General features: G+C 39.8%; 28 protein-coding genes. 19 read left to right on the top strand and 9 right to left on the bottom strand.

Going from position 1 to position 22,410, the window contains the following annotated elements; all coding sequences use genetic code 11:
* Positions 1 to 2 precede the first annotated feature (2 nt).
* From NST01_RS12035 to NST01_RS11985, 11 genes are all read left to right on the top strand, one after another.
* The gene (locus tag NST01_RS12035; protein ID WP_017358069.1) at positions 3 to 479 is read left to right on the top strand and encodes a hypothetical protein; all 477 of its coding nucleotides are present in this window, start codon (positions 3 to 5) and stop codon (positions 477 to 479) included.
* A gap of 47 nt (positions 480 to 526) precedes the next feature.
* Entirely contained in the window at positions 527 to 925 is a 399-nt protein-coding gene (locus NST01_RS12030) for a YxiG family protein (RefSeq protein ID WP_255835831.1), read from the top strand.
* 58 nt (positions 926 to 983) lie between these two features.
* A complete protein-coding gene (locus NST01_RS12025; protein ID WP_255835832.1) occupies positions 984 to 1,331 on the top strand; it encodes a YxiJ-like family protein in 348 nt (115 codons plus the stop codon).
* 18 nt (positions 1,332 to 1,349) lie between these two features.
* Complete coding sequence (locus tag NST01_RS12020) at positions 1,350 to 1,727, top strand: hypothetical protein (protein WP_081114544.1); 378 nt, start codon at positions 1,350 to 1,352, stop codon at positions 1,725 to 1,727.
* Between the two features lie 53 nt (positions 1,728 to 1,780).
* The gene (locus tag NST01_RS12015; protein WP_035390910.1) at positions 1,781 to 2,650 is read left to right on the top strand and encodes an alpha/beta hydrolase; all 870 of its coding nucleotides are present in this window, start codon (positions 1,781 to 1,783) and stop codon (positions 2,648 to 2,650) included.
* A gap of 71 nt (positions 2,651 to 2,721) precedes the next feature.
* Entirely contained in the window at positions 2,722 to 3,078 is a 357-nt protein-coding gene (locus tag NST01_RS12010) for a winged helix-turn-helix transcriptional regulator (RefSeq protein ID WP_012010675.1), read from the top strand.
* Between the two features lie 338 nt (positions 3,079 to 3,416).
* Entirely contained in the window at positions 3,417 to 4,049 is a 633-nt protein-coding gene (gene hxlA / locus NST01_RS12005; protein WP_024718772.1) for a 3-hexulose-6-phosphate synthase, read from the top strand.
* Positions 4,046 to 4,603 carry a 6-phospho-3-hexuloisomerase gene (gene hxlB, locus NST01_RS12000; RefSeq protein WP_052321112.1) on the top strand — a complete coding sequence of 186 codons (558 nt, stop codon included), beginning with the start codon at positions 4,046 to 4,048 and terminating at the stop codon, positions 4,601 to 4,603. Before hxlA ends, hxlB begins: the two co-directional genes overlap by 4 nt.
* A gap of 148 nt (positions 4,604 to 4,751) precedes the next feature.
* Positions 4,752 to 5,477 carry a DsbA family oxidoreductase gene (locus NST01_RS11995; RefSeq protein WP_341041946.1) on the top strand — a complete coding sequence of 242 codons (726 nt, stop codon included), beginning with the start codon at positions 4,752 to 4,754 and terminating at the stop codon, positions 5,475 to 5,477.
* A 94-nt stretch (positions 5,478 to 5,571) separates the two neighbouring features.
* Positions 5,572 to 6,027 carry a MarR family winged helix-turn-helix transcriptional regulator gene (locus NST01_RS11990; protein WP_340969079.1) on the top strand — a complete coding sequence of 152 codons (456 nt, stop codon included), beginning with the start codon at positions 5,572 to 5,574 and terminating at the stop codon, positions 6,025 to 6,027.
* Between the two features lie 10 nt (positions 6,028 to 6,037).
* A complete protein-coding gene (locus NST01_RS11985; RefSeq protein ID WP_272511838.1) occupies positions 6,038 to 7,054 on the top strand; it encodes a serine hydrolase domain-containing protein in 1,017 nt (338 codons plus the stop codon).
* A 5-nt stretch (positions 7,055 to 7,059) separates the two neighbouring features.
* Here NST01_RS11985 and NST01_RS11980 read toward each other — a convergent pair whose 3' ends face one another.
* Positions 7,060 to 8,172: a GntR family transcriptional regulator gene (locus NST01_RS11980; protein WP_254000674.1), complete on the bottom strand. Its 1,113-nt coding sequence runs from the start codon at positions 8,170 to 8,172 to the stop codon at positions 7,060 to 7,062.
* 272 nt (positions 8,173 to 8,444) lie between these two features.
* Between NST01_RS11980 and NST01_RS11975 the strand changes: the two genes are divergently transcribed.
* The 4 genes from NST01_RS11975 to NST01_RS11960 all read left to right on the top strand — a co-directional run bounded on the left by NST01_RS11975 (position 8,445) and on the right by NST01_RS11960 (position 13,632).
* Positions 8,445 to 10,070 (top strand): xylulokinase, encoded by a 1,626-nt coding sequence (locus NST01_RS11975; protein ID WP_254000673.1) that lies wholly within the window; start codon positions 8,445 to 8,447, stop codon positions 10,068 to 10,070.
* Complete coding sequence (locus tag NST01_RS11970; protein WP_007501382.1) at positions 10,064 to 10,768, top strand: L-ribulose-5-phosphate 4-epimerase; 705 nt, start codon at positions 10,064 to 10,066, stop codon at positions 10,766 to 10,768. Before NST01_RS11975 ends, NST01_RS11970 begins: the two co-directional genes overlap by 7 nt.
* A 17-nt stretch (positions 10,769 to 10,785) precedes the next feature.
* The gene (araA, locus tag NST01_RS11965) at positions 10,786 to 12,207 is read left to right on the top strand and encodes an L-arabinose isomerase (protein ID WP_254000672.1); all 1,422 of its coding nucleotides are present in this window, start codon (positions 10,786 to 10,788) and stop codon (positions 12,205 to 12,207) included.
* Positions 12,208 to 12,291: 84 nt separating this feature from the next.
* Positions 12,292 to 13,632 (top strand): sugar porter family MFS transporter, encoded by a 1,341-nt coding sequence (locus NST01_RS11960; RefSeq protein ID WP_007501378.1) that lies wholly within the window; start codon positions 12,292 to 12,294, stop codon positions 13,630 to 13,632.
* A 36-nt stretch (positions 13,633 to 13,668) separates the two neighbouring features.
* Here NST01_RS11960 and NST01_RS11955 read toward each other — a convergent pair whose 3' ends face one another.
* Complete coding sequence (locus NST01_RS11955; RefSeq protein ID WP_224558471.1) at positions 13,669 to 13,890, bottom strand: hypothetical protein; 222 nt, start codon at positions 13,888 to 13,890, stop codon at positions 13,669 to 13,671.
* A gap of 27 nt (positions 13,891 to 13,917) precedes the next feature.
* Positions 13,918 to 14,235 (bottom strand): hypothetical protein, encoded by a 318-nt coding sequence (locus NST01_RS11950; protein ID WP_039964179.1) that lies wholly within the window; start codon positions 14,233 to 14,235, stop codon positions 13,918 to 13,920.
* Positions 14,236 to 14,418: 183 nt separating this feature from the next.
* Here NST01_RS11950 and NST01_RS11945 point away from each other — a divergent pair, with 183 nt between their 5' ends.
* A complete protein-coding gene (locus NST01_RS11945; RefSeq protein WP_017358055.1) occupies positions 14,419 to 14,712 on the top strand; it encodes a CotD family spore coat protein in 294 nt (97 codons plus the stop codon).
* Between the two features lie 52 nt (positions 14,713 to 14,764).
* On the opposite strand, the gene NST01_RS11940 is transcribed toward NST01_RS11945, so the two are convergent.
* From NST01_RS11940 to NST01_RS11920, 5 genes are all read right to left on the bottom strand, one after another.
* Positions 14,765 to 15,433 (bottom strand): ABC transporter ATP-binding protein, encoded by a 669-nt coding sequence (locus NST01_RS11940; RefSeq protein ID WP_048003086.1) that lies wholly within the window; start codon positions 15,431 to 15,433, stop codon positions 14,765 to 14,767.
* Positions 15,426 to 15,971: a hypothetical protein gene (locus NST01_RS11935; RefSeq protein ID WP_017358053.1), complete on the bottom strand. Its 546-nt coding sequence runs from the start codon at positions 15,969 to 15,971 to the stop codon at positions 15,426 to 15,428. Before NST01_RS11935 ends, NST01_RS11940 begins: the two co-directional genes overlap by 8 nt.
* Positions 15,972 to 15,992: 21 nt before the next feature.
* The gene (locus NST01_RS11930; protein ID WP_025207663.1) at positions 15,993 to 16,493 is read right to left on the bottom strand and encodes a stage II sporulation protein M; all 501 of its coding nucleotides are present in this window, start codon (positions 16,491 to 16,493) and stop codon (positions 15,993 to 15,995) included.
* A gap of 1 nt (position 16,494) precedes the next feature.
* Positions 16,495 to 18,033, bottom strand: a complete 1,539-nt coding sequence (locus NST01_RS11925; protein WP_234823396.1) for a hypothetical protein — start codon at positions 18,031 to 18,033, stop codon at positions 16,495 to 16,497.
* Between the two features lie 299 nt (positions 18,034 to 18,332).
* Positions 18,333 to 18,659 (bottom strand): uberolysin/carnocyclin family circular bacteriocin, encoded by a 327-nt coding sequence (locus NST01_RS11920; protein WP_017358050.1) that lies wholly within the window; start codon positions 18,657 to 18,659, stop codon positions 18,333 to 18,335.
* Between the two features lie 246 nt (positions 18,660 to 18,905).
* Between NST01_RS11920 and NST01_RS11915 the strand changes: the two genes are divergently transcribed.
* From NST01_RS11915 to NST01_RS11905, 3 genes are all read left to right on the top strand, one after another.
* Positions 18,906 to 19,550 carry a GNAT family N-acetyltransferase gene (locus NST01_RS11915; RefSeq protein ID WP_445662196.1) on the top strand — a complete coding sequence of 215 codons (645 nt, stop codon included), beginning with the start codon at positions 18,906 to 18,908 and terminating at the stop codon, positions 19,548 to 19,550.
* Positions 19,504 to 20,058 (top strand): hypothetical protein, encoded by a 555-nt coding sequence (locus tag NST01_RS11910; protein WP_017358048.1) that lies wholly within the window; start codon positions 19,504 to 19,506, stop codon positions 20,056 to 20,058. Before NST01_RS11915 ends, NST01_RS11910 begins: the two co-directional genes overlap by 47 nt.
* A gap of 154 nt (positions 20,059 to 20,212) precedes the next feature.
* Entirely contained in the window at positions 20,213 to 21,607 is a 1,395-nt protein-coding gene (locus NST01_RS11905; protein ID WP_048003090.1) for a polysaccharide deacetylase family protein, read from the top strand.
* 109 nt (positions 21,608 to 21,716) lie between these two features.
* Here NST01_RS11905 and NST01_RS11900 read toward each other — a convergent pair whose 3' ends face one another.
* Complete coding sequence (locus NST01_RS11900; RefSeq protein WP_048003091.1) at positions 21,717 to 22,223, bottom strand: restriction endonuclease; 507 nt, start codon at positions 22,221 to 22,223, stop codon at positions 21,717 to 21,719.
* Positions 22,224 to 22,410 lie beyond the last annotated feature (187 nt).

Raw genomic sequence — 22,410 nt, 5'->3', positions numbered from 1 at the left:
TAATGAGAATCGTATTAGCAAAAGAGGAAAATCTATTCGAAGTAAATGAATTAATAAAGAAAATCAATTTAAACGTAGAAGAGTATCATTGGGTCATAAGTGATGTGACACTCCCAATGCTTCATGATCGGAATAATCAATCTCATTCAGAAGTCATGCCGGATTATACGGATTTTTTATTTCTGAAGGGTGAACATTTCAAAAAATTCTTACATGACTATTCTTATTCTTTTATTTTCGCTGTTTTGACCGCATTGCCTCGTCATATAGATCATTTGAATATTATTTCAATACCTCAAATTGAAGATAATGAACGATATTGGAACGTAAATTATACACCCGTTATCCCTCAAGCCGTGTTTGAAATCGGATTTTTTGATTCGACAGATGTTATTTTTACAGGAGATCAGAAAATCTTAAGCGAATTTCGAAAAAAAGCGGACTTTATTTCATTTGAAGAATATTTACAAACTCCGTGACACGATAAGAATAGAGTTCATCCTGAAAAAATAGGAGAGTGAATGAGATGTTTAATAGTGTACAAAAATGGATCGATTATCTAGATGGTGGTTGTAATGTACTTGGAGTCACATTTGATTTGTTTCATAAAGAATTAGTACTGAGCGTAAAAGTATCAGAATTAAATAAAGTTACTCAACATGAAATACGATTTATGAATGTGGCGAGTCTTTATTATAATGGGGGTGAAGGTAATGATAGATTTGAAGAATTGATACAAGAAGAGATGAATTGGCAAATTTTTGAATGTAGTTACCATCCTAATGGGATAGGGAACCTTAAAAATGTACTTCTTGAAGAATTTGATTCAAATGCAAATTTTCTATTTAACATCAATGGGATGTTACTCGCAATAGAATCGAAAAACGTATGTTTCGATTCACAAGAATTTATTTGCAGTGTATAGGAAGATCTCATTAGCGTCTAAATAAGAATTAAAAATAATGAGAGATTGGGGAAAAACCATGAGAATCAGCCGTGATAAACAAGGTTTATTCGATGATTTAAAACAACGTTATCAATACTTATTAGATTCATCTTATCCAGATGAAATCGTCTCTTTTGAAGAAGAAACCGGTATGTACTCAGATGATTTTTATATGTTTTTTTCACTTGTTGCAGGCAGCTTAAGTTATGTGGTCGATCATAAACGAATACCGAAAAAACAGTTAAACGTGCTGCGTCAGTCATTTGAAGAGCAATACCCTCAAATCAAATCGTTTCAACACATCCTTGAATCGTATCCTTTATTACATTCCTATATCCAGTACTATGAAGAAACAAGAAAACGAATCATTGCATTTATACAATAACCTCTTGGAGGATAAACGATGACATGGTTTTTAAATGAAAAAATCCAGAAACAAATCCCTGATTTCAATATCAACCATCTAAAGCAAATCAATGAATTTCACTACTTTAAAGAGTATAATGAACATTACGACTTGATCAACTGTATTCATCTACACATCCCATACGAATCTGCAACCCATAAAGCAGACATTCATCTGAAATTTACCAACGTCTCTTCTGTTCAAATCAAAGATTTGGAGTTAACAAACGATTCCTATCTTTTTTTGAACATTCAACTTTTGGATAGAGGCTGGGAATATTTGAATTACTTTGTCGAAGATTATGAAGAACAGTATTTTTCTTTTTACTGTCAAACGGTTCAAGTCATACAAGTCGTATCAAATGAATCGGGCTAGTCGCTCTACATATGTGCGAATCATACTTCCCCATCCCAACACAGAAAGGTGCAATGACATTGAATCGAATCATGAAATGGCTCTTATTTGCGGCGGTCATCGCTGGATTATTGGTATGCGCATTCTTTGTGTTCCGTTTCAACCAGCCTAAGCCGACGACGAACATCCATTATGCAGACACACAAAACAAACAGCAAACACTGGATATATATATGCCAAAGGGAAAAGATGAAGACAAAAAGAAGAAGCATCCAGTCATGATCTATCTCCATGGCGGCGGCTGGACAGGCGGCGATAAGAATAGAGTCGCTTCAAAGGCCGATTATTTTACGGGTCAAGGGTATGTGTTTGTTTCAATGAATTACAGGCTTCACCCTGATGCCAACTTCGAGCAGATGGCAGATGATACGGCAAGCGCTATTAAATGGGTCAAGGATCATGCAGATGAATATCAAATCGATTCGTCAAAAATCAATGTCATGGGTCACTCAGCGGGCGGTCATTTGACGGCATTGGTTGCTACAGATTCGACTTACTTAAAACGTGTGGGGCTGTCGCCAAAAACGATCAATTCTATCGTGATTTTAGATGGACCGTTAAACATCAATCAATTTATACAAGCCATTCCATCGTACAAAAAAGTCTTTGGCAAACAAGAGGAAAACTGGACAAAAGCATCACCGGTCACTTATATGAATCAAACGAATGTACCGCCTGTTTATTTGGTCACAGGCTGGGAAAATCCTGAGGTGTACCGATTTGCAGAAAAACTGAATCATGAGAAAGGCTCACGGTTTGTGTTTCGGGTTCATTCGCTGAGCCACAGTGATTTAAATAAATGGTTTGGATCTGACAGAGCGCCAAAAGAAGCGCAAGAGATGACAAAGGCTGTGATGGCTTTCGTCAAAAAACAAAATCAATAATAAAGACTGTATGCTAGGGCAATCCATTTTGCCGCAGTATATGATAAAGTGGTTTGAGATTAAAGGAGTGTATGTCGTTGTCATCAAGAATGGAAAATAAAGTGTTCAATTGCGAAAAAGAGCTGACGCTGAATATTATTGGCGGGAAGTGGAAAATGCTGATCTTATGGCACCTTGGCAGAGAAGGGACAAAACGGTTTGGTGAGTTAAAGTCGTTAATGCCTGGGATTACGCAAAGAATGCTTGTCAATCAGCTAAGAGAATTAGAGGAAGATCACATTGTGCACCGGGAGGTTTATCCCGTCGTTCCGCCAAAGGTTGAGTACTCTCTCACAGAACTTGGAGAAAGCTTAATGCCAATTTTAGAGGCGATGTATGATTGGGGAAAACAATATCTCGACAGCAATTTTTTAAAGGATGATAAATAGAAAGACGATAGATGTAGACAAAGAGCTAAAATCATTTTATTTTAGCTCTTTGTTTTCTTTTCAGCGTGACTTGAAAACCTTTGCAGTTTAGGAAGGACGAGTACTGGAGCGGCATCACAACACAGACTTGACACCGAATGCGAGGATTTGTCAGTACGTTTAGATACTGGTCGAAAAGACAGTGTCTTTTTTGTAACCATATGCGAAAAAGTATAGTATGTAAAAAAAAAGTGCGTACTTGGATTGCTTCCATCCTGTTGTTATACTCATTTCATCGTTTAAGAAGCCCTATTCACGGAGCTCTTGAAGATGAGATGAAAAAACGGGAGTGAACGTTCATGAAATTACAATTAGCGTTAGATTTAGTGAATATACCAGAAGCGATCGAGCTGATCAAAGAAGTAGAAGCGTCTATTGATGTGGTGGAAATTGGGACACCTGTTGTGATCAACGAAGGACTTCGTGCTGTAAAAGAAGTCAAACAGGCGTTTCCGAATTTACGTGTGCTGGCGGATCTCAAAATTATGGATGCTGCCGGTTATGAAGTGCAGCAGGCATCCGAGGCTGGAGCGGATATTGTGACTATTCTTGCGGCGGCGGAAGATATGTCTATCCAAGGAGCGGTGAAGGAAGCAAAAGCAAGAGGGAAACAAATTTTAGTCGATATGATTGGGATCAAAGATATCGCCGGCCGCGCGAAAGAGCTTGATGAGCTTGGGGTAGATTATATTTGTGTGCACACAGGCTATGACCTGCAAGCGGTTGGTCAAAACTCATTTGCTGACCTCATGACCATAAAACAAGTGGTCAAACAGGCAAAAACAGCGATTGCAGGCGGTATTAAGCTTGATACATTGCCTGAAGTCGTCAAATTAAACCCTGATTTGATTATTGTCGGCGGCGGCATAGCGAGCCAAGACAATAAAGCAGAAGTGGCTGCGCAAATGAAGCAGTTGATTGCACAATCATGAAAACAAGTGACTATGTGAGAGCGATTCTAAGCGAGCTTTCTGAGCACTCGCCCGCGATTCAAGACGAACAAGCAGAGCAGCTTGTCAAAAGCATTTTAGCGGCTCGAAAGGTCTTCGTCGCAGGGGCTGGCAGGTCTGGTTTGATGGGAAAATCGTTTGCGATGAGACTCACGCATATTGGTCTCGAAGCTTATGTGATCGGTGAAACGAATACGCCTGCTTTTACATCTGAGGATTTATTGATTGTAGGGAGCGGTTCTGGCCGAACAGAGACGCTGCTTGTGCTCGCGAAAAAGGCAAGGGCGATTGGCGGAAGCGTGGCGTCGTTCACACTTTCAACTGAGTCACCTATAGCTGATCTATCGGATGAAGTCATCTTACTGTCAGGTGCGCCAAAGGATCAACATGAAGGAAACCATCATACGATTCAGCCGATGGGCTCATTATTTGAGCAAACTTTGCTTCTTATGTACGATGCGGTCATCTTGAGATTGATGGAAATGAAAGAGCTCGACACCCATAAAATGTACGGTCACCATGCGAATTTAGAATAGCCGTGATGAAAACCTTTCCTTTTTTGAAGGAAAGGTTTTTTTAATACATGGAACTTAAAAAGAAGGATCACTTGACATAAAGGATAAGATGTAACTATAATAGTTACATCTTGAAAGAAAAAACGTAAGCAACGGAAGGAAGATGAAGATGAAAGTGCAAATTTGGTCAGATATCGCCTGTCCTTTTTGTTATATAGGGAAAAAACAGTTGGAAACAGCGCTTGAGCAATTCCCTCATAAAGAACAGGTAGAAGTAGAGTTTAAAAGCTTTGAGCTTGATCCGAATGCACCTGTTGCAGTGGATTATGATGTGCATGATATGCTTGTCAAAAAATATGGCATGAGCCGTAGCCGGGCCATCGCGATGAATGAACAGGTGAAACAGGCGGGCAAGGAGAAAGGAATCGATTTTCAATTCGATCCACTCGTTTTGACAAACACCTTTGATGCCCACCAGCTCGCACAATATGCTGGAAAAATGGGAAAAGGCGATCTCGTCATGGGTGAGCTGTTTCAAGCGTATTTTACAGATGGAAAGCATGTTGGTGATCGTCAAACCCTTTTAGATATCGCAGAAAAAGCAGGCCTTGATCAGAACGAAGTACAGAAGGTTCTAAACGGGCAAGAATTTGCAGACGATGTGCGAGAAGACGAAAAAGAAGCAAGACAGCTCGGGATTTCTGCTGTGCCTTTTTTCTTGATCAATGATCAATATTCGGTTGCTGGTGCACAGCCAGCAGATACGTTCCTTCGTGCACTTGAAACGGCTTGGACAGAAGAGGCAGCGCAAACGGAGAAAGCGGCTGATGCTTCATTTGAAGAAGCATGTGCAGATGGCGTATGTGCAGTACCTTCACCTAAAGAAGAAGTATAATCGGCATTTTCCCTATCTTTGATAAAAGATAGGGATTTTTGTTGATTAATCATAAAGATACCTTTATACTTAAGGTATCTTAATTATAAAGGTGATGACAGTGACATCCAAAACAACGATGATCCAAGAATTAAACCAAATCGAAGCGCGCATTCATCAAAAGCTCCGATTAGAGTTTGAAGAATTATTTGTAGATGAGTTAACTGATAAGCAGCATATTGTCCTTGATTTCGTAGAGCGAACAGGGGGAAGCTCGCCTATTCAAATTGCTCAGCAACTAGGCATCACCCAAAGTGCTGTGAGCCAGTTATTAAACACGCTTGAAAAAAAAGAATGGATTCGCCGCAGCATCAACCCGCAAAATCGTCGGGAATTGCACGTTGAACTTTCTGAAAAGGCAAAGACGTACTTGGAGAATATGAGAAAGATAGAACTTGCGATCATTGAAAAATACTTTTCAAAATTAAGCCTCGAAGAGATCAACACATTGACATCCATTTATACAAAGCTAGATCAATTGATTGTAGATCAAAATGAAGGGGAAGGATGATGATCCATTGATGATGCTCAAACAAGAAGTACAGCGAATTGCCTCTTCTTATACGGAGAAAAAGAAACAGGCACTGCTTGTGATCGGACTGATTCATCAAGGAGAAAGACATGTTTTTCATTTCGGAGATCACCCCATACGGCAGCGCGTCCAGCCTGAGGAGGTCATTTTTGAAATCGGCTCTATTTCAAAAGTCTTTACGACAAGTATATTGGCAAGCATGATTCAAAAAGGGCAGATGAAGCTAGACGATTCCATTTCACTGTATTGTCCTGAAATAAGAAAGAATCACCCCATTCAAATAGAACAGCTAGCAATCCATACGTCTGGACTTCCTTCATATCGTTTTCTCAGAGATTTACAACTAAGGTTCCTTCCAAAAGTGAGAAGAGATATGTACTGTCAATACTCCCTTGATGAATTAATGAAACTGTTACACTCGAAAAAATGGAATGAGCGAAAAGAATACCCATCTCGTTACTCCAATGTAGGGATGGGACTCCTCGGGTTGATCATGGGATGGTCTCTTCACAAAACATATGAAGAGCTGCTGACTGAATATATCGTGGATGAGCTGAAACTATCGAACACCTTTATTACGATCAAGGAGGACGTCAAAGAGAAGATGATCCTCGGTCATCAAGAGAATGGAAAAGAGGTTCCTCCGCTTCAGATGCATGACTATCAAGGGGCTGGTGCGATTCGGTCGACGGTCACTGATTTGCTTTCATTTCTCTCTGCACACATGAGTGCAGACGCCGCTTCTCCATGGAAAATGACCCACGAGCCAAAGGTGAAGATAGGGAAAAACATGTCAATGGGACTCGGGTGGGTCATAGATGATACGGGATTGATTTGCCATAATGGTGCAACTTCTGGTTTCTCCAGCTTCATGGGCTTCCGCCCACATTCAAAAACAGGAGTGGTCGTCTTGTCTAACTATCGCAATCGTATCACGCAAGACTCTCCCGACCGAATTGCCTATGATGTGATGAATATGCTTGAACAAGAGCCTAAAGCTAAATGAGCCTCCTATGAAGAGGGCTCATTTTTTCTTGTGTTCAGCTCTTTAATCGTTTCACCAGGAACGAGTTCAGGCTCATAAAATGTTTGATCAGGGAGATTCTTTTTCCCTTGTACTTTTTTAATCATCCAGTCTGCCGCATCTCGTCCCATTTGCTCTTGAGGATGTGTCAGCGTTGTCAGTTTCACATGGGCATTTTTTTGGGCAATATACGAGTTATCCTGTCCAATAATGGAAAGATCATCTGGAATAGATAAACCCATTTCACTACATACATTTGCTACTTCTAATCCTACCTCATCGTTATAGCAAACAAGGGCGGTCAGCTCGTGCTGGTGCGCCTGTAAAAAGGTTTTGATATGATCCCCTAAATACTGCTTCGATTCTGTATCGAAAAAAAGGACATGCTCTGGTAGGAAATTCAGCTTCGCTTCACCGAGTGCCTGAATATAGCCTTTCATTCGATATTTTCCTTGTAAATCATCTGTTTTTGAAATCAGTCCAATGTGCTGATGCCCAGAGGTGATCAGCTCCTTTGTCGCTAAATAGCTGGACTTTACATCATCCAAACAAAGGAAGGGGACCTCTAACTGCTCATAGTAGGCATTGATCATAATAAGCGGGACATCCTGTTCTTTAAAGGATAGGTAGTACGAAATGTTTGGATTATATAAGTTGCTTTTTGTCGGTTCGACAATTAATCCGTCCACACCAAAGGACAGCATCATTTCAAGAGCTTTTTTCTCCTGCTCCACATCGTTATTCGTACTCGCCAGTAACAAAGAATAGTTCTCTTCATTTAATCGGCTTTCGATGCCCCGAATGATCGACGGGAAAATGTAATCGGATATGTATGTGGTGATGACGCCAATCGTTTTCATATGAGCATGTCCAGCAGGTTTTGTTTGATATTGATTGGTGACAAATGTGCCTGAGCCTTTTTCACTTCGTAAAAAACCTTCACTCGATAATTCCAAGATGGCTTTTCGCACCGTATGCCGGCTTACTTGATACATCTCTTGTAAGCTTGATTCGGTTGGAATACGCTCCCCGATCCTGTAATCTCCTGTCAGTATTTTGCTTTTTATATCATCTATAATGATCTGGTACTTCTTTTTCATCGTTTCACTTCTTTCACAGTTGATCCTCTACTCGGGTTGAGAAGAACTTGTATGGACATATTCTAACATGGTTGCTTAATCAAAAACAGGCGCTTACAGTGTCTATCGTCTGTTCCTTAGAGAATATGAAAGTTTTTGTCTAATTTTGTATGCACAATTATATTTATTATTGACATATGTACGTACAAATATTATATTGTTTTTGTGCACAGGTAAAGATGAATCAAACGAAAAAGATATTTGAAACCGCTATCATCTTGGAGGTGAACAAAATGAATCGTGAAAAGACGGCCAAAGCCATTAGAGAAGGACGGACATCTTTGGGCATTGAATTTGGTTCCACACGAATTAAAGCGATTTTAATAGATGAAGAGTTTCAGCCAATTGCGCAAGGTGCATTTGAATGGGAAAGTTCTCTTCAAGAAGGAATATGGACGTACAATTTAATTGAAATCATTACAGGTCTTCAAGTGGCGTACCGTCAGATGAAAGAACAGGCTGCACAATTGTATGGGGTGACGATTCAAACCATTGGCTCCATCGGGATATCTGCGATGATGCATGGCTATGTCGCCTGTCATCATACAGGAGAAGTCCTCGTCCCGTTTCGAACGTGGCGGAATGGAACAACGACCGAGGCGAGTCAAAAGCTGACAGATGTATTCCAATTTCATATTCCAGAAAGATGGAGCATCGCTCACTTATATCAAGCGATATTAGGAGAGGAAAAACATCTGTCCCGGTTAGAGTATGTGACCACTTTGTCCGGCTACATTCACTGGCTGCTAACAGGGAAGCAGGCCATCGGAATTGGCGATGCGTCGGGAATGTTCCCCATTGATGAAAAAACGAAGGATTACAACGAAGTGATGCTTCATCAATTTGAAGCATTGATTGAAGAAAAAGGCTATCCGTGGAAGCTTCGTCATCTTTTGCCGCGCGTCTATTTAGCAGGCGAAGAAGCTGGTGTGTTAACAGCAGCTGGAGCAGCGATTTTAGACCAAGGCAAACAGTTGCAGCCAGGTATCCCTTTTTGCCCACCAGAGGGTGATGCAGGAACAGGAATGGTCGCAACAAACAGTGTGGAAAAGAGAACTGGGAATATTTCAGTTGGGACATCTGTATTTGCCATGATTGTGTTAGAGCATCATCTAAAAGGTGTGTACCCAGAAGTGGATCTTGTCACGACACCAGATGGCCTGCCAGTCGCGATGGTTCATGCCAACAATTGTACAAGTGACCTCAACGCTTGGATGAATCTATTCAGAGAAGCGTTTGAAGCAATGGGTCAGCCAGTTGAAACAGAAAGATTGTACGAAACTCTATTAAATCAAGCTTTAGAAGCAGATCATGATGGGGGCGGGCTTTTAAGCTATGGCTATTATTCTGGTGAAAATATTACGAGACTAAAAGAAGGAAGACCTCTTTTTGTTAGATCTCCTCAAAGCCGGTTTACCCTTGCTAATTTCATTCGGACGCATCTCTTCTCTGCATTTGGCGCAATGAAAATTGGGATGGATCGTTTAAAAGCACATGAACAAGTCAAGATTGATCGCTTACTAGGACATGGCGGTTTATTTAAAACACCCATAGTTGGGCAAAAAATGGTCGCTGCTGCACTCGGGACACCTGTATCCGTCGTATCAACTGCGGGAGAAGGCGGTGCGTTTGGGATGGCGGTCCTTGCTTCATATATGCTCAATCACCAGCAGCAAACACTGAGCCATTTTCTCAAGCATCAAGTGTTTGCCCATACATTAGAAGAGCTTATTGATCCTGATCCACTGGATGTTAAAGGTTTTGAGGAATTTATAAAGCGCTATCAAGAAGGACTCCCGATAGAAAAGGCGGCAGTAGAACATTTGACGCCACAGAAAGGAGCGGCACCTGTATGTTAGAGCGGTTAAAAGAAGAAGTGTTTCAAGCGAATCTAGATCTGCCAAAGTACGGACTTGTGAAATTTACATGGGGCAATGTCAGTGCGTGCGATCGTGACAGTGGACTGTTTGTCATTAAGCCAAGCGGCATAGCGTATGACAAATTATCAGCAAAAGACATGGTCGTGGTCGATTTTGACGGTCAAGTGGTCGAGGGAGAATTCAATCCTTCTTCCGATACTGCCACACATGCTGTTCTTTACAAACATTTTGAGGAAATTGGCGGCATTTCACATAGCCATTCGATGTGGGCAACGGTATGGGCGCAAGCTGGACTTGATTTACCAGCAATGGGCACAACACATGCCGATACATTTTACGGACCTGTTCCGTGCGCTCGATTTCTCACAGAAGAAGAGGTGAATCGCGGGTATGAGGTGGAAACAGGACACCTGATCATTGAAACGTTTGAGAAAAGACAGATAGATGTCATGGCGGTTCCTGGTATTTTGCTGCAAGGTCATGGTCCCTTTACGTGGGGAAAAGATGCAAAAAGTGCGGTAACGAACAGTGTCATTTTAGATGAAGTAGCGAAAATGAACCTGTTTGCAAAGCAATTGAACGAATATGCGGAGCCTCTTCCGCAGGTGATTTTAGATAAACATTATTTAAGAAAACATGGAACACATGCGTATTACGGACAAAAACCTTCAAGATAAAGAAAAGAGGGATTTCTATGTTAACAAGTCAGAAGAAAGAATGTTGGTTTGTCGTCGGTTCACAGCACTTATATGGGGACGAGGCACTAAAGCAAGTGAAGGCAGATGCGCAAAAGATAACAGATGCCTTAAATGAGAGCGGTTTGCTGCCTTATCCAATTATTCTGCAGGAACTGTCGGTTAGTGCGGATCAAATCACACAGCTGATGAAAGAGGTCAACTATCGTGATGAGGTCATCGGTGTGATGACTTGGATGCATACGTTTTCTCCAGCAAAAATGTGGATACGTGGTACGTCTCTTTTGCAAAAGCCTCTTTTGCATCTCGTCACGCAATACTATGAAAACATTCCGTGGGACACGATTGATATGGACTATATGAATCTCCATCAATCGGCACATGGAGACAGAGAGTACGGCTATATCAATGCACGTTTAAATAAGCAAAACCAAATCGTTGCAGGTCATTGGTCGAAGCAGGAGGTGAAGCAGCAAATCGCTGATTGGATGGACGTTGCGGCTGCCTATCATGAGAGCTTCCACATCAAAGTGGCTCGGTTTGGTGACAATATGCGCCACGTTGCGGTGACAGAAGGAGATAAAATTGAAGCGCAGATCCAGCTGGGATGGACCGTTGATTACTTTGGAATAGGCGACCTTGTTAATTATGTAAATGCCGTGGAAGAAGCAGAAGTTGATGCTCTATTTGCTGAGTACTTAACTTTATATGACGTGGATTATGGGAGCTATTCGGCAGAAGAATGGGAACAAAGTGTAAAAGTGCAAGCACGATATGAAATTGCCATCAAACGTTTCTTAGATGAAGGCGGCTACAATGCCTTTACGACAAACTTTGAAGATCTACATGGCATGAAGCAGCTTCCGGGTTTAGCAGTTCAGCGGCTGATGGCAAAGGGATATGGCTTTGCGGGTGAAGGGGATTGGAAAACCGCCGCACTGGATCGTTTATTAAAGGTGATGAGCCATCATCAATCCACAGGTTTTATGGAAGATTACACATATGAAATGACCTCTGGTCAGGAAGCAGTGCTGCAATCTCATATGTTAGAAGTAGATCCTGCGCTTGCACATACAAAACCTGTCATTGTCGTGTCTCCGCTAGGCATTGGAAACCGGGAAGACCCAGCACGTCTTGTGTTTGATGGAAAAGCAGGCGAGGGCGTTGTTGTCTCCATTGCTGATTTTGGAACACATTTCAAATGGCTGATTCAAGAAGTGGAAGCCTTTGAGCCGCAGGAAGCAGCACCACATTTACCGGTGGCACGAGTCCTCTGGAAAATCAAACCGAACTTTCAAGATGGCGTCAAAGCATGGATTAAGCACGGCGGAGGTCATCATACAGTCGTATCTCTCAATTTAACGGTTGATCAAATTGTTCATTTTGCAAAGCTTGTGAATGCAGAATATGTGGTTTTATAAAGAAGGGTGAAATGCATTCTACTGTGAACGGTAGAATGGCAGGGAGAAATGAAAGCGGTTTATTAAGTGAGGGGGGTCATCCACTTGGAGAAAAAAGTATCAAGTAAATTTATCTTCTTTTTCGGGTCCTTTGCAGGTATCTTATTTGGATATGATATTGGCATTATCGCAGGAGCGGAAGGGCACATTCAGGAAGAATTTCAGCTCAGCCCGTTATGGCTTGGCATCGTCGTTTCTTCATTAATGGGCGGGGCGATCATTGGTTCCATTTTAAGCGGTCTGATGGGGGATAAGTTTGGTCGCAGAAAGCTCATTTTGGTGTCATCGATTATCTTTTTTGTCGGTGCGCTTGGCTCAGCCATTGCACCAGAAGAAATCTCATTAACCATTGCCCGGATTTTCTTAGGAACAGCTGTAGGGACAGCCTCATCGCTCGTGCCTGCTTACATGTCTGAAATCGCTCCAGCTAAAATCCGCGGGAAATTGTCTGGCCTGAATCAGCTGATGATTGTGAGTGGATTATTGCTTAGCTATATCGTCGCATTTGTGTTTGAGCCCATTCCAGACAGCTGGCGCTGGATGCTGGGAAGTGCTGCATTATTTGCGATCGTGCTTTATATTGGCATGCTGAAACTTCCTGAATCTCCAAGATATTTAATTAAACACGGAATGGCTCATAAGGCACGTGAAGTATTAGGATCACTTCGTTCCTCACGTGAAGAGATTGAAGCAGAAATGCAAGAAATTTTAGAAGTGGCAAAAGAAGAACGCTCAGGCATTCGTGAATTATTTCAAAAGAAATTCCGTATGGCTCTCTTTATTGGGGTCGGAATGGCGACACTCCAGCAAATACAGGGGGCGAACTCCATTGTGTATTATGCAACGAGTATCGCAAGAAATGTAGGTCTTGCTCCGCAAGTTGCCGCAGGTTTTACCGTCATTGTTGGAGTCATATTTGTTGTGACGACCGTGATCTTTTTACAATTCGTCGACCGGTTCGACCGCCGAACGATTCTCACAGTTGGGGGAACGGGGATGGCCCTGTCTTTCTTTGCACCAGCGGCATTAGGTGCGCTCGGAGTAAGTGAAGGCATATTAAACTGGGTCACATTGATTTCACTTTGCTGCTTTATTTTGTGCTATGCCTTCTCATGGGCACCGATCACATGGATTATCATCGGTGAAATTTTCCCACTTTCTGTTAGGGGTATTGGAGCAGGCATTTCCTCTGCCTTTAACTGGACGGGATCATTAGCAGTTGGGCTTGTGTTCCCTATCTTGGCTGACCAATTCAGCTTTGGCGTGATTTTCTCCTCATTTGGGGTCATCTGCTTAATTGGCCTGTTGTTCACGCGCTTTGTCTTAGTCGAAACAAAAGGAAGAAGCCTAGAGCAAATCGAAACTGATATGGCTGCACGAGTCTAAAAGAAACCATCTATCCTGTGTGGATAGATGGCTTTTTTAATCAAGTATTTGTTTCAGTTCATCTGGCAGTAAATCCATTAATTGATCAGATGAGGATACGTCCAGCACTTCAAGAAGTGCATAATATTTTGCATAAATTTCACTCAGCTGATCAGGATGATTTGCTTCATATCGATTCAAATGCAATTGCGTCAGTTCAAGTGCAATGTCCAGTTTGTTTCGTTCGATGGTTTGTGTTGTGTTGATCAAATCGTTCACCTCTTATTTTAAAGTTATTGAAAAATGTTACGGTGCAGTTCCGCAGCTGACCTTATATTCATGGTCTTCTACCTTTTTTGAATAACAGACGGAAGGCGTCATTCCCGTCTCACTTTTCCAAGCCTGCCAATACACATCATAAAGCTGACCATATTGAGGGTCTACATCGTCCTTTTTTTGCAAAATAGCAAAATAGCTTTGGTAAGGGTAGCCTTCTTGATAAATGGCATGCCGTATCGCTCCTCTCTCGGTCGCATTTGTAAAAGCCATAGGCGACAGCAAGGGAAGGGTGATAACTACGACGAGCAGGATGAAAAATGAAAAAAGTTTATGTCTTGTCTTCATCAATGAATGTCCTTTCCTTCACAAGAGATCATTTGTATAATATGTTAAATTTGTCCTATTGTAAAGAAAGAGACGACTAGATCACCAGCGGATTTTATCAAAAATAGACAAGCATCTAATCACTAATCGTGCCTCTGACATACGATAGAGTGTAAGTGAAAGACAACTTGAAGGGGTGTTGAGATGAGCCGGAATCGATTAGACAATTTTTTCTTTGGACCTCGCAGGGGGAATCATGGAGAAGTTGAAACGGTTGTATCCCCTACACGTCAAATTGTCAACACGACAACAAATGTACAAACGATCAGAAAAATTCATCCAACTCATATCACAAACGTCAATAAAAACATCAAAAGAATTGAAAACTACTACCCTGTGACGCAATCTACTCGAAATGAGTATATTGTGGAAGAATATGACTGTGGCAGTGATATCAAGAATCCTTGCTGCCGCCCGGTCAAACGCTGTAAGTGGTAGTTTAATGGTAAAAAGAAGTGAGGCAACCTGTGATGGGATGCCTTTTGTATGTTTAACGCTCTATTTCATTTAGTTGTCCGTGATCAAGCTCTAAAAAACGATTTCCTAATTCTGAATAAAGGTAGCGCTGATGGCTTGTAAATAAAACACATTGATCAGAGAATTCTTCTTTTAATAAAGAAATAGACTGCATTTGAGATGCCTCATCAAGAGATGTAAAAGGTTCATCAAGAATGATTAGTTCTGGTGATCTGGCTGCCATACAATTAAAGAAAAGCTTATATCTCATACCTAGTGAATATTGTTTGACAGGCATCTTAAGTGCATGAGTTAAATCAAATGCATCACAAAGCGAGAGAAAGGTCTTTTTGTATACCTCTTTTTCTGACTGATTCATTTTCCATAGTGACTGTATAAGAGTCATATGCTCAATACCAGTCAGCGCATCATAAACCAAAGGCTTATCTGGAATGTACGCGACCAACCCTTTAAAAAGAGCTGACCTAGGATGATGCTGTTCGTTGAGTAAAATCGTTTCGGATACTGAAGGAAGCAGACCTGCGATGATCTTTAAAAGTGTCGATTTACCGCTGCCGTTTTTCCCGATAATACAAGCACGATCACCTTCTTTCAGATGAAAGGATACTTGATCAAGGAGGGGAGAGCTTTCTTCAGTTGTTTCATAACGAAAAGATAGCTGAGACACTTGCAAACTAGCCATTGATAAATCCTCCAATAACAAAAACAGTGGTCACCAGCATATACAAGATGACGGTCGCGAGGGCGGCTTTTTTTGATCCTTCAGCATAATAAATGATCCCATCATATAGGATGCGTAAAAGGTACAAGTTGATCAAAAAAGAAATCGCTTGGATGATGATAAAATAATGATCTAAATCGAGTACCATCACACAATAGATTGCTGCGCTATTCACTAATAGAAGCAACGCATTATAAAGCAAGATGACAAAATACATTTTGCGCAAAATAAACGTTTTATGAAAAAAGTACATATAAATCGAAGTAACGACAGTACCAAGAAAATTCAATATGAAATAAAGCGGGATTGTCAGTAAAAAGATAAACACAATGCTGGCTAATTGTTTTCCAGCAGATAAAGGCTCCTCTACTAACAAATCAATGATAAAAAATGTTAAAAAAACAGTCGAAACAAATAAAGATAGTAAGACAAGACCTACAATGGTTTTGATCGATTGATGTTGATTGAAAAATTGTTTAGGGCGTAGAAGTAGCTCCATAGAACCACATTCTCCTTTCTTCTAAGATAGATGTACATGGCTGACATATTCCTCTAAAAGAGAGGCAATCAACAAGAGCACTACAGCGGAAAAGATTAACTGAACCACAGTCCGAGTCAGCTTTCTTACATCAATGGCCTTACCTTTCATAAACCGGTAAAGATAAATGAATGGAAAAGCACTGACGATTGAAAAGAGGATCAAACCAAGAACCTCAACAAAAGCATGCGGCATGAGGCCAGTGAATAACTGCTGCACTTCATGCTGAGCTATCAAAAACTGAATGAGTTTTCCAATGATATAGCCATTATAAAAAAGAATGCCAGCAGACATAATGCCGCCAGTAAAAGCGCCGATACCTAGTATGGCAAGCCCAACCTGTAAATTGTTTGAAAAAATAGAGAGAAAAAACATGTCTTCATCCTTTTTTAAATAAGGAATCTGATCATAAGGAAGGAGACTTCCAATGAGCAAAGCTACAATAAATACACCGGCGTAAAGATAGCCGAGACGTAGAATCAATCTATTCTCCGATAGAAAATATCTTATTTTTTTCAACATACTCAATTCCTTTATAAATGGTCTTGCGGCATAATATCCAGCAAATCACTGAAACGATCGCAAAATATATAGCGAACAGCACGTTTACGAGCCCTGAGGATTGCTGCAATATAGGGAGAAAAGAGGTCAAAATCAAATAGTACATAAAAGGCAGTACAAGAAAGTTTCTGGCAAATGCCTGACCTTTATCGATGATCTCTAATTCCTCATTTGTTGTCCCTATTTCATGCTCATGAATAAAATTGAATTTCGTTGTGAATGGAAACAAGTAAAGCTGAATCAAAGGAAAAATGAAAAAGCCAACCCCTAATACCACCAGTTGAATGAGCATCTGAACATGAAACAGTTGATACACAGTCATGATAGATAGATTAATGAATAGTAAACAGAGTGCTGGTATGGAAAATAAACAATAAAATAACTGGATTTTTGATAAGAAAAACTGCAATAGAGATATTTGAGAAAGCTCGTAAAGCCAAATGTTCTTTTTTTCAGCACTTAAAGTAAAAATAGAAGGTGTCAGCATTCTCATCTCATAAGATTGATTCGCTAGTATCATAATATTGAGTGTGAATAGCAGCTGAATTTGCAAGGCTTGATGATCGATGATCGAGATCAATCCGGTAAAAACACCAATATAAAAGAAGGCTTCATATGACATGAACATATAATTAAACAATTCTTTAGATAGAAGCCACCTTTTTTCTTTCAACAGCTTGATGTCTTTTTGAATCAACACATTTTGTCTAAACAACAAACCCTGAATTTTATGCAGTACTTGAAAGTACCAATAAAATAAATCCCGAAAATGCTTTGAGCTTTGGTCTTGATCTTTTTCCGTTGGAATCCATCGAACAGGACTTCTCATGACAAGCGCACTACCTAGTATCACAACAATCAATGTAATAGGTGAATTAAAAAGGGCTTGAAATTGTAGAAAAACAGAGCCATCTGAAAATAAAGCATGATGCATTTGCTGAAGATCATGTTGATATAAAGAGATCAGCTTGTTTGAAAGAGTGATCCAAAACGAATCCTCTGCAAGCGATGAGATCGATTGAAATAGTTGCTGGAAGGTGTGATAAAAAGGGAAAATGATGTTTAATATGAGAACCCTTCCGAATAAGAAAAAAAGCAAAGCGATGCTTGCAAAAAAGAGGACACGAATGGCCCCGATTTTTTTCACGACGATGTTATAGATATAAGCACCGAATATCTTATTGCTGATGATAAATAGGAAGATACTTGTCAGCATCACATTGACATGTTTTAACCAGAATGCCAGATCGTGTGTTTGAACAATATCATATTGGAACAAAAAATAGATCAAATAAGTGCTCAAACTCGTAAACACAAGCCAAATCAATTCTGAAAACAGAAGCGTTTGAAAAAGTTGTCTAGAGGAAACAGGTGCTAGCTGTATCAATTCTTTAAAAGGAAGAAGATGAGTTCTTCTATAAGATTCAATTCCTTTGACGATAGAAAATAGAAATAAAAACATCACAAAAGCACTTTCCCATTCTATTTGATAGACGGGGGAGTAAAGAAATGAAGATATAACGAATACAATCATGCATCCGAATATGATATCAAGAATACAAGAAAAAAATATGTACTGTTTTGAAGAAAACGACTTGAGAAATGGAATTTTTCGTATAACGAACTGAGCGATATTAGAATACTGTTGCTCCAGTCTAATGGATAGAAGTAGTGATAATAATGGATATAACATCTTCTCACCTGCACTAAAATTTAAATAGAAGGAGAACAGAGTCTCCTTCTATTGAGTCGTTAAATAAATTACCAAGCGATAACGGCTTTACGGCCTTTTTTCTTAATTTCGTTTTTAAGGTATTGACGAATTGTCTCTTTACCAGCCGCAGCAATAAGAGAAAGACCGCCTGAACCTACAGCAGTTAAAATGGAGACAATTGTAGTGACAGCTCCACCCGCTTCAACCACATTAAGAACTACAGCGGCAACACTGCCTGGAATACCAAATTCTTTTGCTAGATCAGCAACTGGCAGTACTTGTAGCGAGAAGGAAAAAAGAGCTAGCATAAGGAATCCTACTGCTAAAGCACCAAAAAGAACATGTAGTTTGATTTCATTTCTTGTTTCTGTCATATCAAATTCCTCCCTTTTTTGTCTTTTTATTACTATTCTATCTTATGATATGTTTTTGTTCATATCAATCCTTTTTTTTCTTTTTTTTTCATGAATTAGTTATAGGTTAATATAAAATAAGTGAAAAGATAAGTGAGAAAAGAATCGTTTTGGATAGGAAATATCGAGTGAACATGATCGAAATGACCTTGTTTTCACAAAAACGAAAGAGAGCCTAAAAGTCTATAAGAAATGTGCTATATGTAAATGAACCAATATTCTTTGATCAAAAGCGCCTTTCAAGATAAAATTGTAGTATCAATTCATTCTGATGGAGGCGATTTTCTGAATATTCGATTGTTAACACCAGAAGATGCTCAAGAATATGCGAAATTGAGATTAGAAGCACTCCGATTAAATCCAGAGAGTTTTGCTATGAGTTACGAGGAAGAGAAGCTAGATGCGAAGAATAAATATAAGGCTCGTTTTGCCTCTACACAATCTATGTGGACATTCGGTGCCTTTCATCAAGGTCAGCTGGTCGGCTCGGTTACACTCATACAAGAAACCTTGCAGAAATTAAAGCACCGTGCCAATGTGGTAGCGATGTATGTAACGACCGATGGACGCGGAAAAGGAATGGGGAAGGCACTTCTGACAAAAGTACTTTCTTTTGCACGCGAAAAAAAAGACATCGAACAAATATATTTAACAGTGGTCACAACAAACGACCCAGCCAAACATCTTTACAAGTCTGTTGGATTTAAGTCGTATGCGGTAGAGGAAAAAGCACTAAAAATAAATGGTGCATATGTAGATGAGGAAAAAATGGTGCTATGTTTATCATCGTTTGGAGGGGATATAAATGAGCCAGCCAGTCATGCGCATCACATTGGCAGCCGGACCAAATAGTGAGCTGGAATCCTTTGCGCTTCGTGCAGCACTTGAAAACTTTGGCGCAAAAGTCGATATGCATTGGATAGGCAGACCGAATGACCTGATTAATGTTTTATCCGGGAGGAATAGAGGCGAGACGGATTTCATTCTTTTATCCTTTCACGGAGAAGAAGGAGCGTTTCTCATGCCGGAGTTAGGAGAAGATGTATACGAAGAGGGTGAGCCGAGAGGTGCTGCTTTTGGTGCGGATGACATAAAGCGGTATGCTTCGTTAAATGGAGTCCACATTATATGTACAGGCTGTACACTAGGCGAAAAAAAGGTGGCAGAAGCTTTTTTAGAAACAGGGGCGATATCCTATACAGCGCCCGATGACTACATTGATGGAAATGCGTCATTTATTTTTGTTCTCACCATGCTGTATGAGCTGGTGAACAACTCAAAGACAGTCAGAGCAGCTTTTGACCAGGCACGCTCTATTGATGAAGAAACAAAGTTATTCCAACTGTATATGCAAAAATAAGGGCTGAGCGATCAAGCCCTTTTTATATGTCTCTCGTAAAATATGTCAAAAATGTGACAAATGTGTTTTTTGCAAACTAAAAAGGGGCTGCGAAAAGTCTATCCTACAAACACACGTCATCCAGACAGGACGGCATCACGAGAGGAGAATCATTGTGTCAATCAAAGGGAAAGTCATTCTTGTTCTATGCGGACTTGCGATTGTCATCGGAATCGCTGGATTTTATCATAATCAGCAAGCAAGCGGGACAGAGAGGAAAAAAGTAGAACAAGATGCGAGCTACAAACAAGTTGAAATTGTCACCCTTGTGAATGACGGGAAATTCATGAGATATGCTGTCAACTATCCGCTGTTTCATCAAGAAAAACTAGATCAGGAGATCAAAAGATTTGCAGAGACCGCGTTAGAAAAGTTTAAAACATCGTTTAGTCAAGCGAGTGATGTCAATGAAGAGAAACGATACGAATTAAACATCGATTATAAGATCATTCATTATGCCAAGCAAACCGTCGCAATCAAATTCAATACATATGAAGTGAAGGGCGGAAAGCAAGGCGACAATCAAACGAAGGTGATGAACTTTGATTTCAAGAAACAGACATTTTTATCAATCAACGATATCTTTCTATCAAAGAAGGACAATCTTCAAAAATTATCTCATATGACTTTTGAGGAATTAAAAAAAGATCGAACGCTAGCTGAAAATCAGCCGCTGCTCAAACAGGGAACGTCTCCTGTGGCGAAGAATTATCAGTATTTTGCCATCAAGGATCGCTATATCGAATTCTACTTTCCAAGAGGACAAATCGCTCCAAATCATCAAGGCCCTCAAGTGTTAGCGATTAAGAAAACACTGCTGAAAGGAATATTAAAACCTGAATATATTAAGAAAGAATTGAACAAAAACGAGAAAAAAGAACCGATTCCAACAAGAAAGATTGTGAAATTGCCAAAACCATCCACATTTCATCCGAATCAAAAAGCCATTGCACTCACATTTGATGATGGGCCCAATCCATCAACGACCTCAAAAATTTTAACAGCATTAAAAGAGAACAAAGGACATGCTACATTTTTTGTATTAGGCAGCAGGGTTCAGTATTATCCCGATATGTTAAGTGAAATCAGAAAGGGTGGAAATGAAATTGGAAACCACTCCTATAACCACCCTTTGCTCACAAGACTTCCCTTAAAACAAGCGGTCAAACAAGTAGAAGACACGCAGCAAATCATTGAAAAAGCGAGCGGGTTCACACCGACTCATTTTAGACCGCCATATGGCGGGACAAACGGGCAAATCAACGAAGCTCTTCACATGAAAGTGACCCTTTGGGATGTGGATCCTGAAGACTGGAAATATCGAAACAGCCAATACGTCGCGAACTACATTCTAGCCCATGCATCTAGCGGTGAAACGGTCTTAATGCACGACATCTATGACACCTCAGCCAACGCAGCCGTCACGATTATCAAAGAACTCACCAAACAGGGATATCAATTATTGACGGTATCTGAGCTTGAGCAGTGGAAGGAAGAACAGAAAAAATAATTTATTGATAATTAATTGAGAAAACAATTTCGGAACATAGAAATTGTTTTCTGTTTAAGAAGTAATTAGATCCATTATATATGCCTCTTAGAGTTAATCTAGTTAATATTCAATAGGTAATAATTATTTTTTCGTTTGATTCTTTTGACTTTAAAATTAAGTTAACAAGATCATCTCTATCAAATAATTTAACATCTGTTTTTTCAGCTAATTCGATTGCTGGAGATGTAAAATAATTATTAGTAACTACCCATGATGATTCAGATGAATAATAAAACCTTGCTGAAGTGATTTCTTGTACAGATTTCACCCCCACTTTTTTTTTATACCTTTTAGCTTGAACTACAATACTCAAACCAGATTTTTTCAAGATTAGATCAGCACCGTAGTCACCAGAAGCTTTAGTTAATTTTACTTTATAACCTAGGTTCCTAAATAGAACGCTTAAATAGATTTCAAATTCTCTTCCTGTCATAGCATCTATTTGATCGATTCCTGATTTGCTTAATTTTTCAAATTCATTTTTTTCTTTGGTCCTTTCAATGAGGGTCAATATAATAATAATTATTATGGAAATAAGGCTAACAAAAAATATAAATAAGAAAAAATCGTACATGTCATTCCCCTTTGTTCAGAATAAAAATATTGTTTAATATTGATAATGTATCTTTAATTTTATAATCGGTCTGAAAGTAAAGAATTAAAGTTTTTTCATAGGAGTTTAAGATTTTTATAGTTGGTTAAATGAAAACTTTAAACTTATTTAATTTATTTATAAAGAGTTGAAACATAATAAGGAGAAT

Source organism: Bacillus sp. FSL R7-0166 (genome assembly GCF_038008935.1).
Classification (GTDB): domain Bacteria; phylum Bacillota; class Bacilli; order Bacillales; family Bacillaceae; genus Bacillus; species Bacillus altitudinis.
The sequence above is the reverse complement of the archived record's forward strand: the minus strand, read 5'-3'. Positions and strand labels throughout refer to the sequence as shown.

Bases quoted from the DNA above. Each gene is read 5' to 3' on its own strand.
- NST01_RS12035 (WP_017358069.1), top strand. From the start codon at position 3: ATGAGAATCGTATTAGCAAAAGAGGAAAATCTATTCGAAGTAAATGAA.
- NST01_RS12030 (WP_255835831.1), top strand. From the start codon at position 527: ATGTTTAATAGTGTACAAAAATGGATCGATTATCTAGATGGTGGTTGT.
- NST01_RS12025 (WP_255835832.1), top strand. From the start codon at position 984: ATGAGAATCAGCCGTGATAAACAAGGTTTATTCGATGATTTAAAACAA.
- NST01_RS12020 (WP_081114544.1), top strand. From the start codon at position 1,350: ATGACATGGTTTTTAAATGAAAAAATCCAGAAACAAATCCCTGATTTC.
- NST01_RS12015 (WP_035390910.1), top strand. From the start codon at position 1,781: ATGACATTGAATCGAATCATGAAATGGCTCTTATTTGCGGCGGTCATC.
- NST01_RS12010 (WP_012010675.1), top strand. From the start codon at position 2,722: ATGTCGTTGTCATCAAGAATGGAAAATAAAGTGTTCAATTGCGAAAAA.
- hxlA (WP_024718772.1), top strand. From the start codon at position 3,417: ATGAAATTACAATTAGCGTTAGATTTAGTGAATATACCAGAAGCGATC.
- hxlB (WP_052321112.1), top strand. From the start codon at position 4,046: ATGAAAACAAGTGACTATGTGAGAGCGATTCTAAGCGAGCTTTCTGAG.
- NST01_RS11995 (WP_341041946.1), top strand. From the start codon at position 4,752: ATGAAAGTGCAAATTTGGTCAGATATCGCCTGTCCTTTTTGTTATATA.
- NST01_RS11990 (WP_340969079.1), top strand. From the start codon at position 5,572: ATGACAGTGACATCCAAAACAACGATGATCCAAGAATTAAACCAAATC.
- NST01_RS11985 (WP_272511838.1), top strand. From the start codon at position 6,038: ATGATGCTCAAACAAGAAGTACAGCGAATTGCCTCTTCTTATACGGAG.
- NST01_RS11980 (WP_254000674.1), bottom strand. From the start codon at position 8,172: ATGAAAAAGAAGTACCAGATCATTATAGATGATATAAAAAGCAAAATA.
- NST01_RS11975 (WP_254000673.1), top strand. From the start codon at position 8,445: ATGAATCGTGAAAAGACGGCCAAAGCCATTAGAGAAGGACGGACATCT.
- NST01_RS11970 (WP_007501382.1), top strand. From the start codon at position 10,064: ATGTTAGAGCGGTTAAAAGAAGAAGTGTTTCAAGCGAATCTAGATCTG.
- araA (WP_254000672.1), top strand. From the start codon at position 10,786: ATGTTAACAAGTCAGAAGAAAGAATGTTGGTTTGTCGTCGGTTCACAG.
- NST01_RS11950 (WP_039964179.1), bottom strand. From the start codon at position 14,235: ATGAAGACAAGACATAAACTTTTTTCATTTTTCATCCTGCTCGTCGTA.
- NST01_RS11945 (WP_017358055.1), top strand. From the start codon at position 14,419: ATGAGCCGGAATCGATTAGACAATTTTTTCTTTGGACCTCGCAGGGGG.
- NST01_RS11940 (WP_048003086.1), bottom strand. From the start codon at position 15,433: ATGGCTAGTTTGCAAGTGTCTCAGCTATCTTTTCGTTATGAAACAACT.
- NST01_RS11935 (WP_017358053.1), bottom strand. From the start codon at position 15,971: ATGGAGCTACTTCTACGCCCTAAACAATTTTTCAATCAACATCAATCG.
- NST01_RS11925 (WP_234823396.1), bottom strand. From the start codon at position 18,033: ATGTTTTTATTTCTATTTTCTATCGTCAAAGGAATTGAATCTTATAGA.
- NST01_RS11920 (WP_017358050.1), bottom strand. From the start codon at position 18,659: ATGACAGAAACAAGAAATGAAATCAAACTACATGTTCTTTTTGGTGCT.
- NST01_RS11915 (WP_445662196.1), top strand. From the start codon at position 18,906: ATGAACCAATATTCTTTGATCAAAAGCGCCTTTCAAGATAAAATTGTA.
- NST01_RS11910 (WP_017358048.1), top strand. From the start codon at position 19,504: ATGAGCCAGCCAGTCATGCGCATCACATTGGCAGCCGGACCAAATAGT.
- NST01_RS11900 (WP_048003091.1), bottom strand. From the start codon at position 22,223: ATGTACGATTTTTTCTTATTTATATTTTTTGTTAGCCTTATTTCCATA.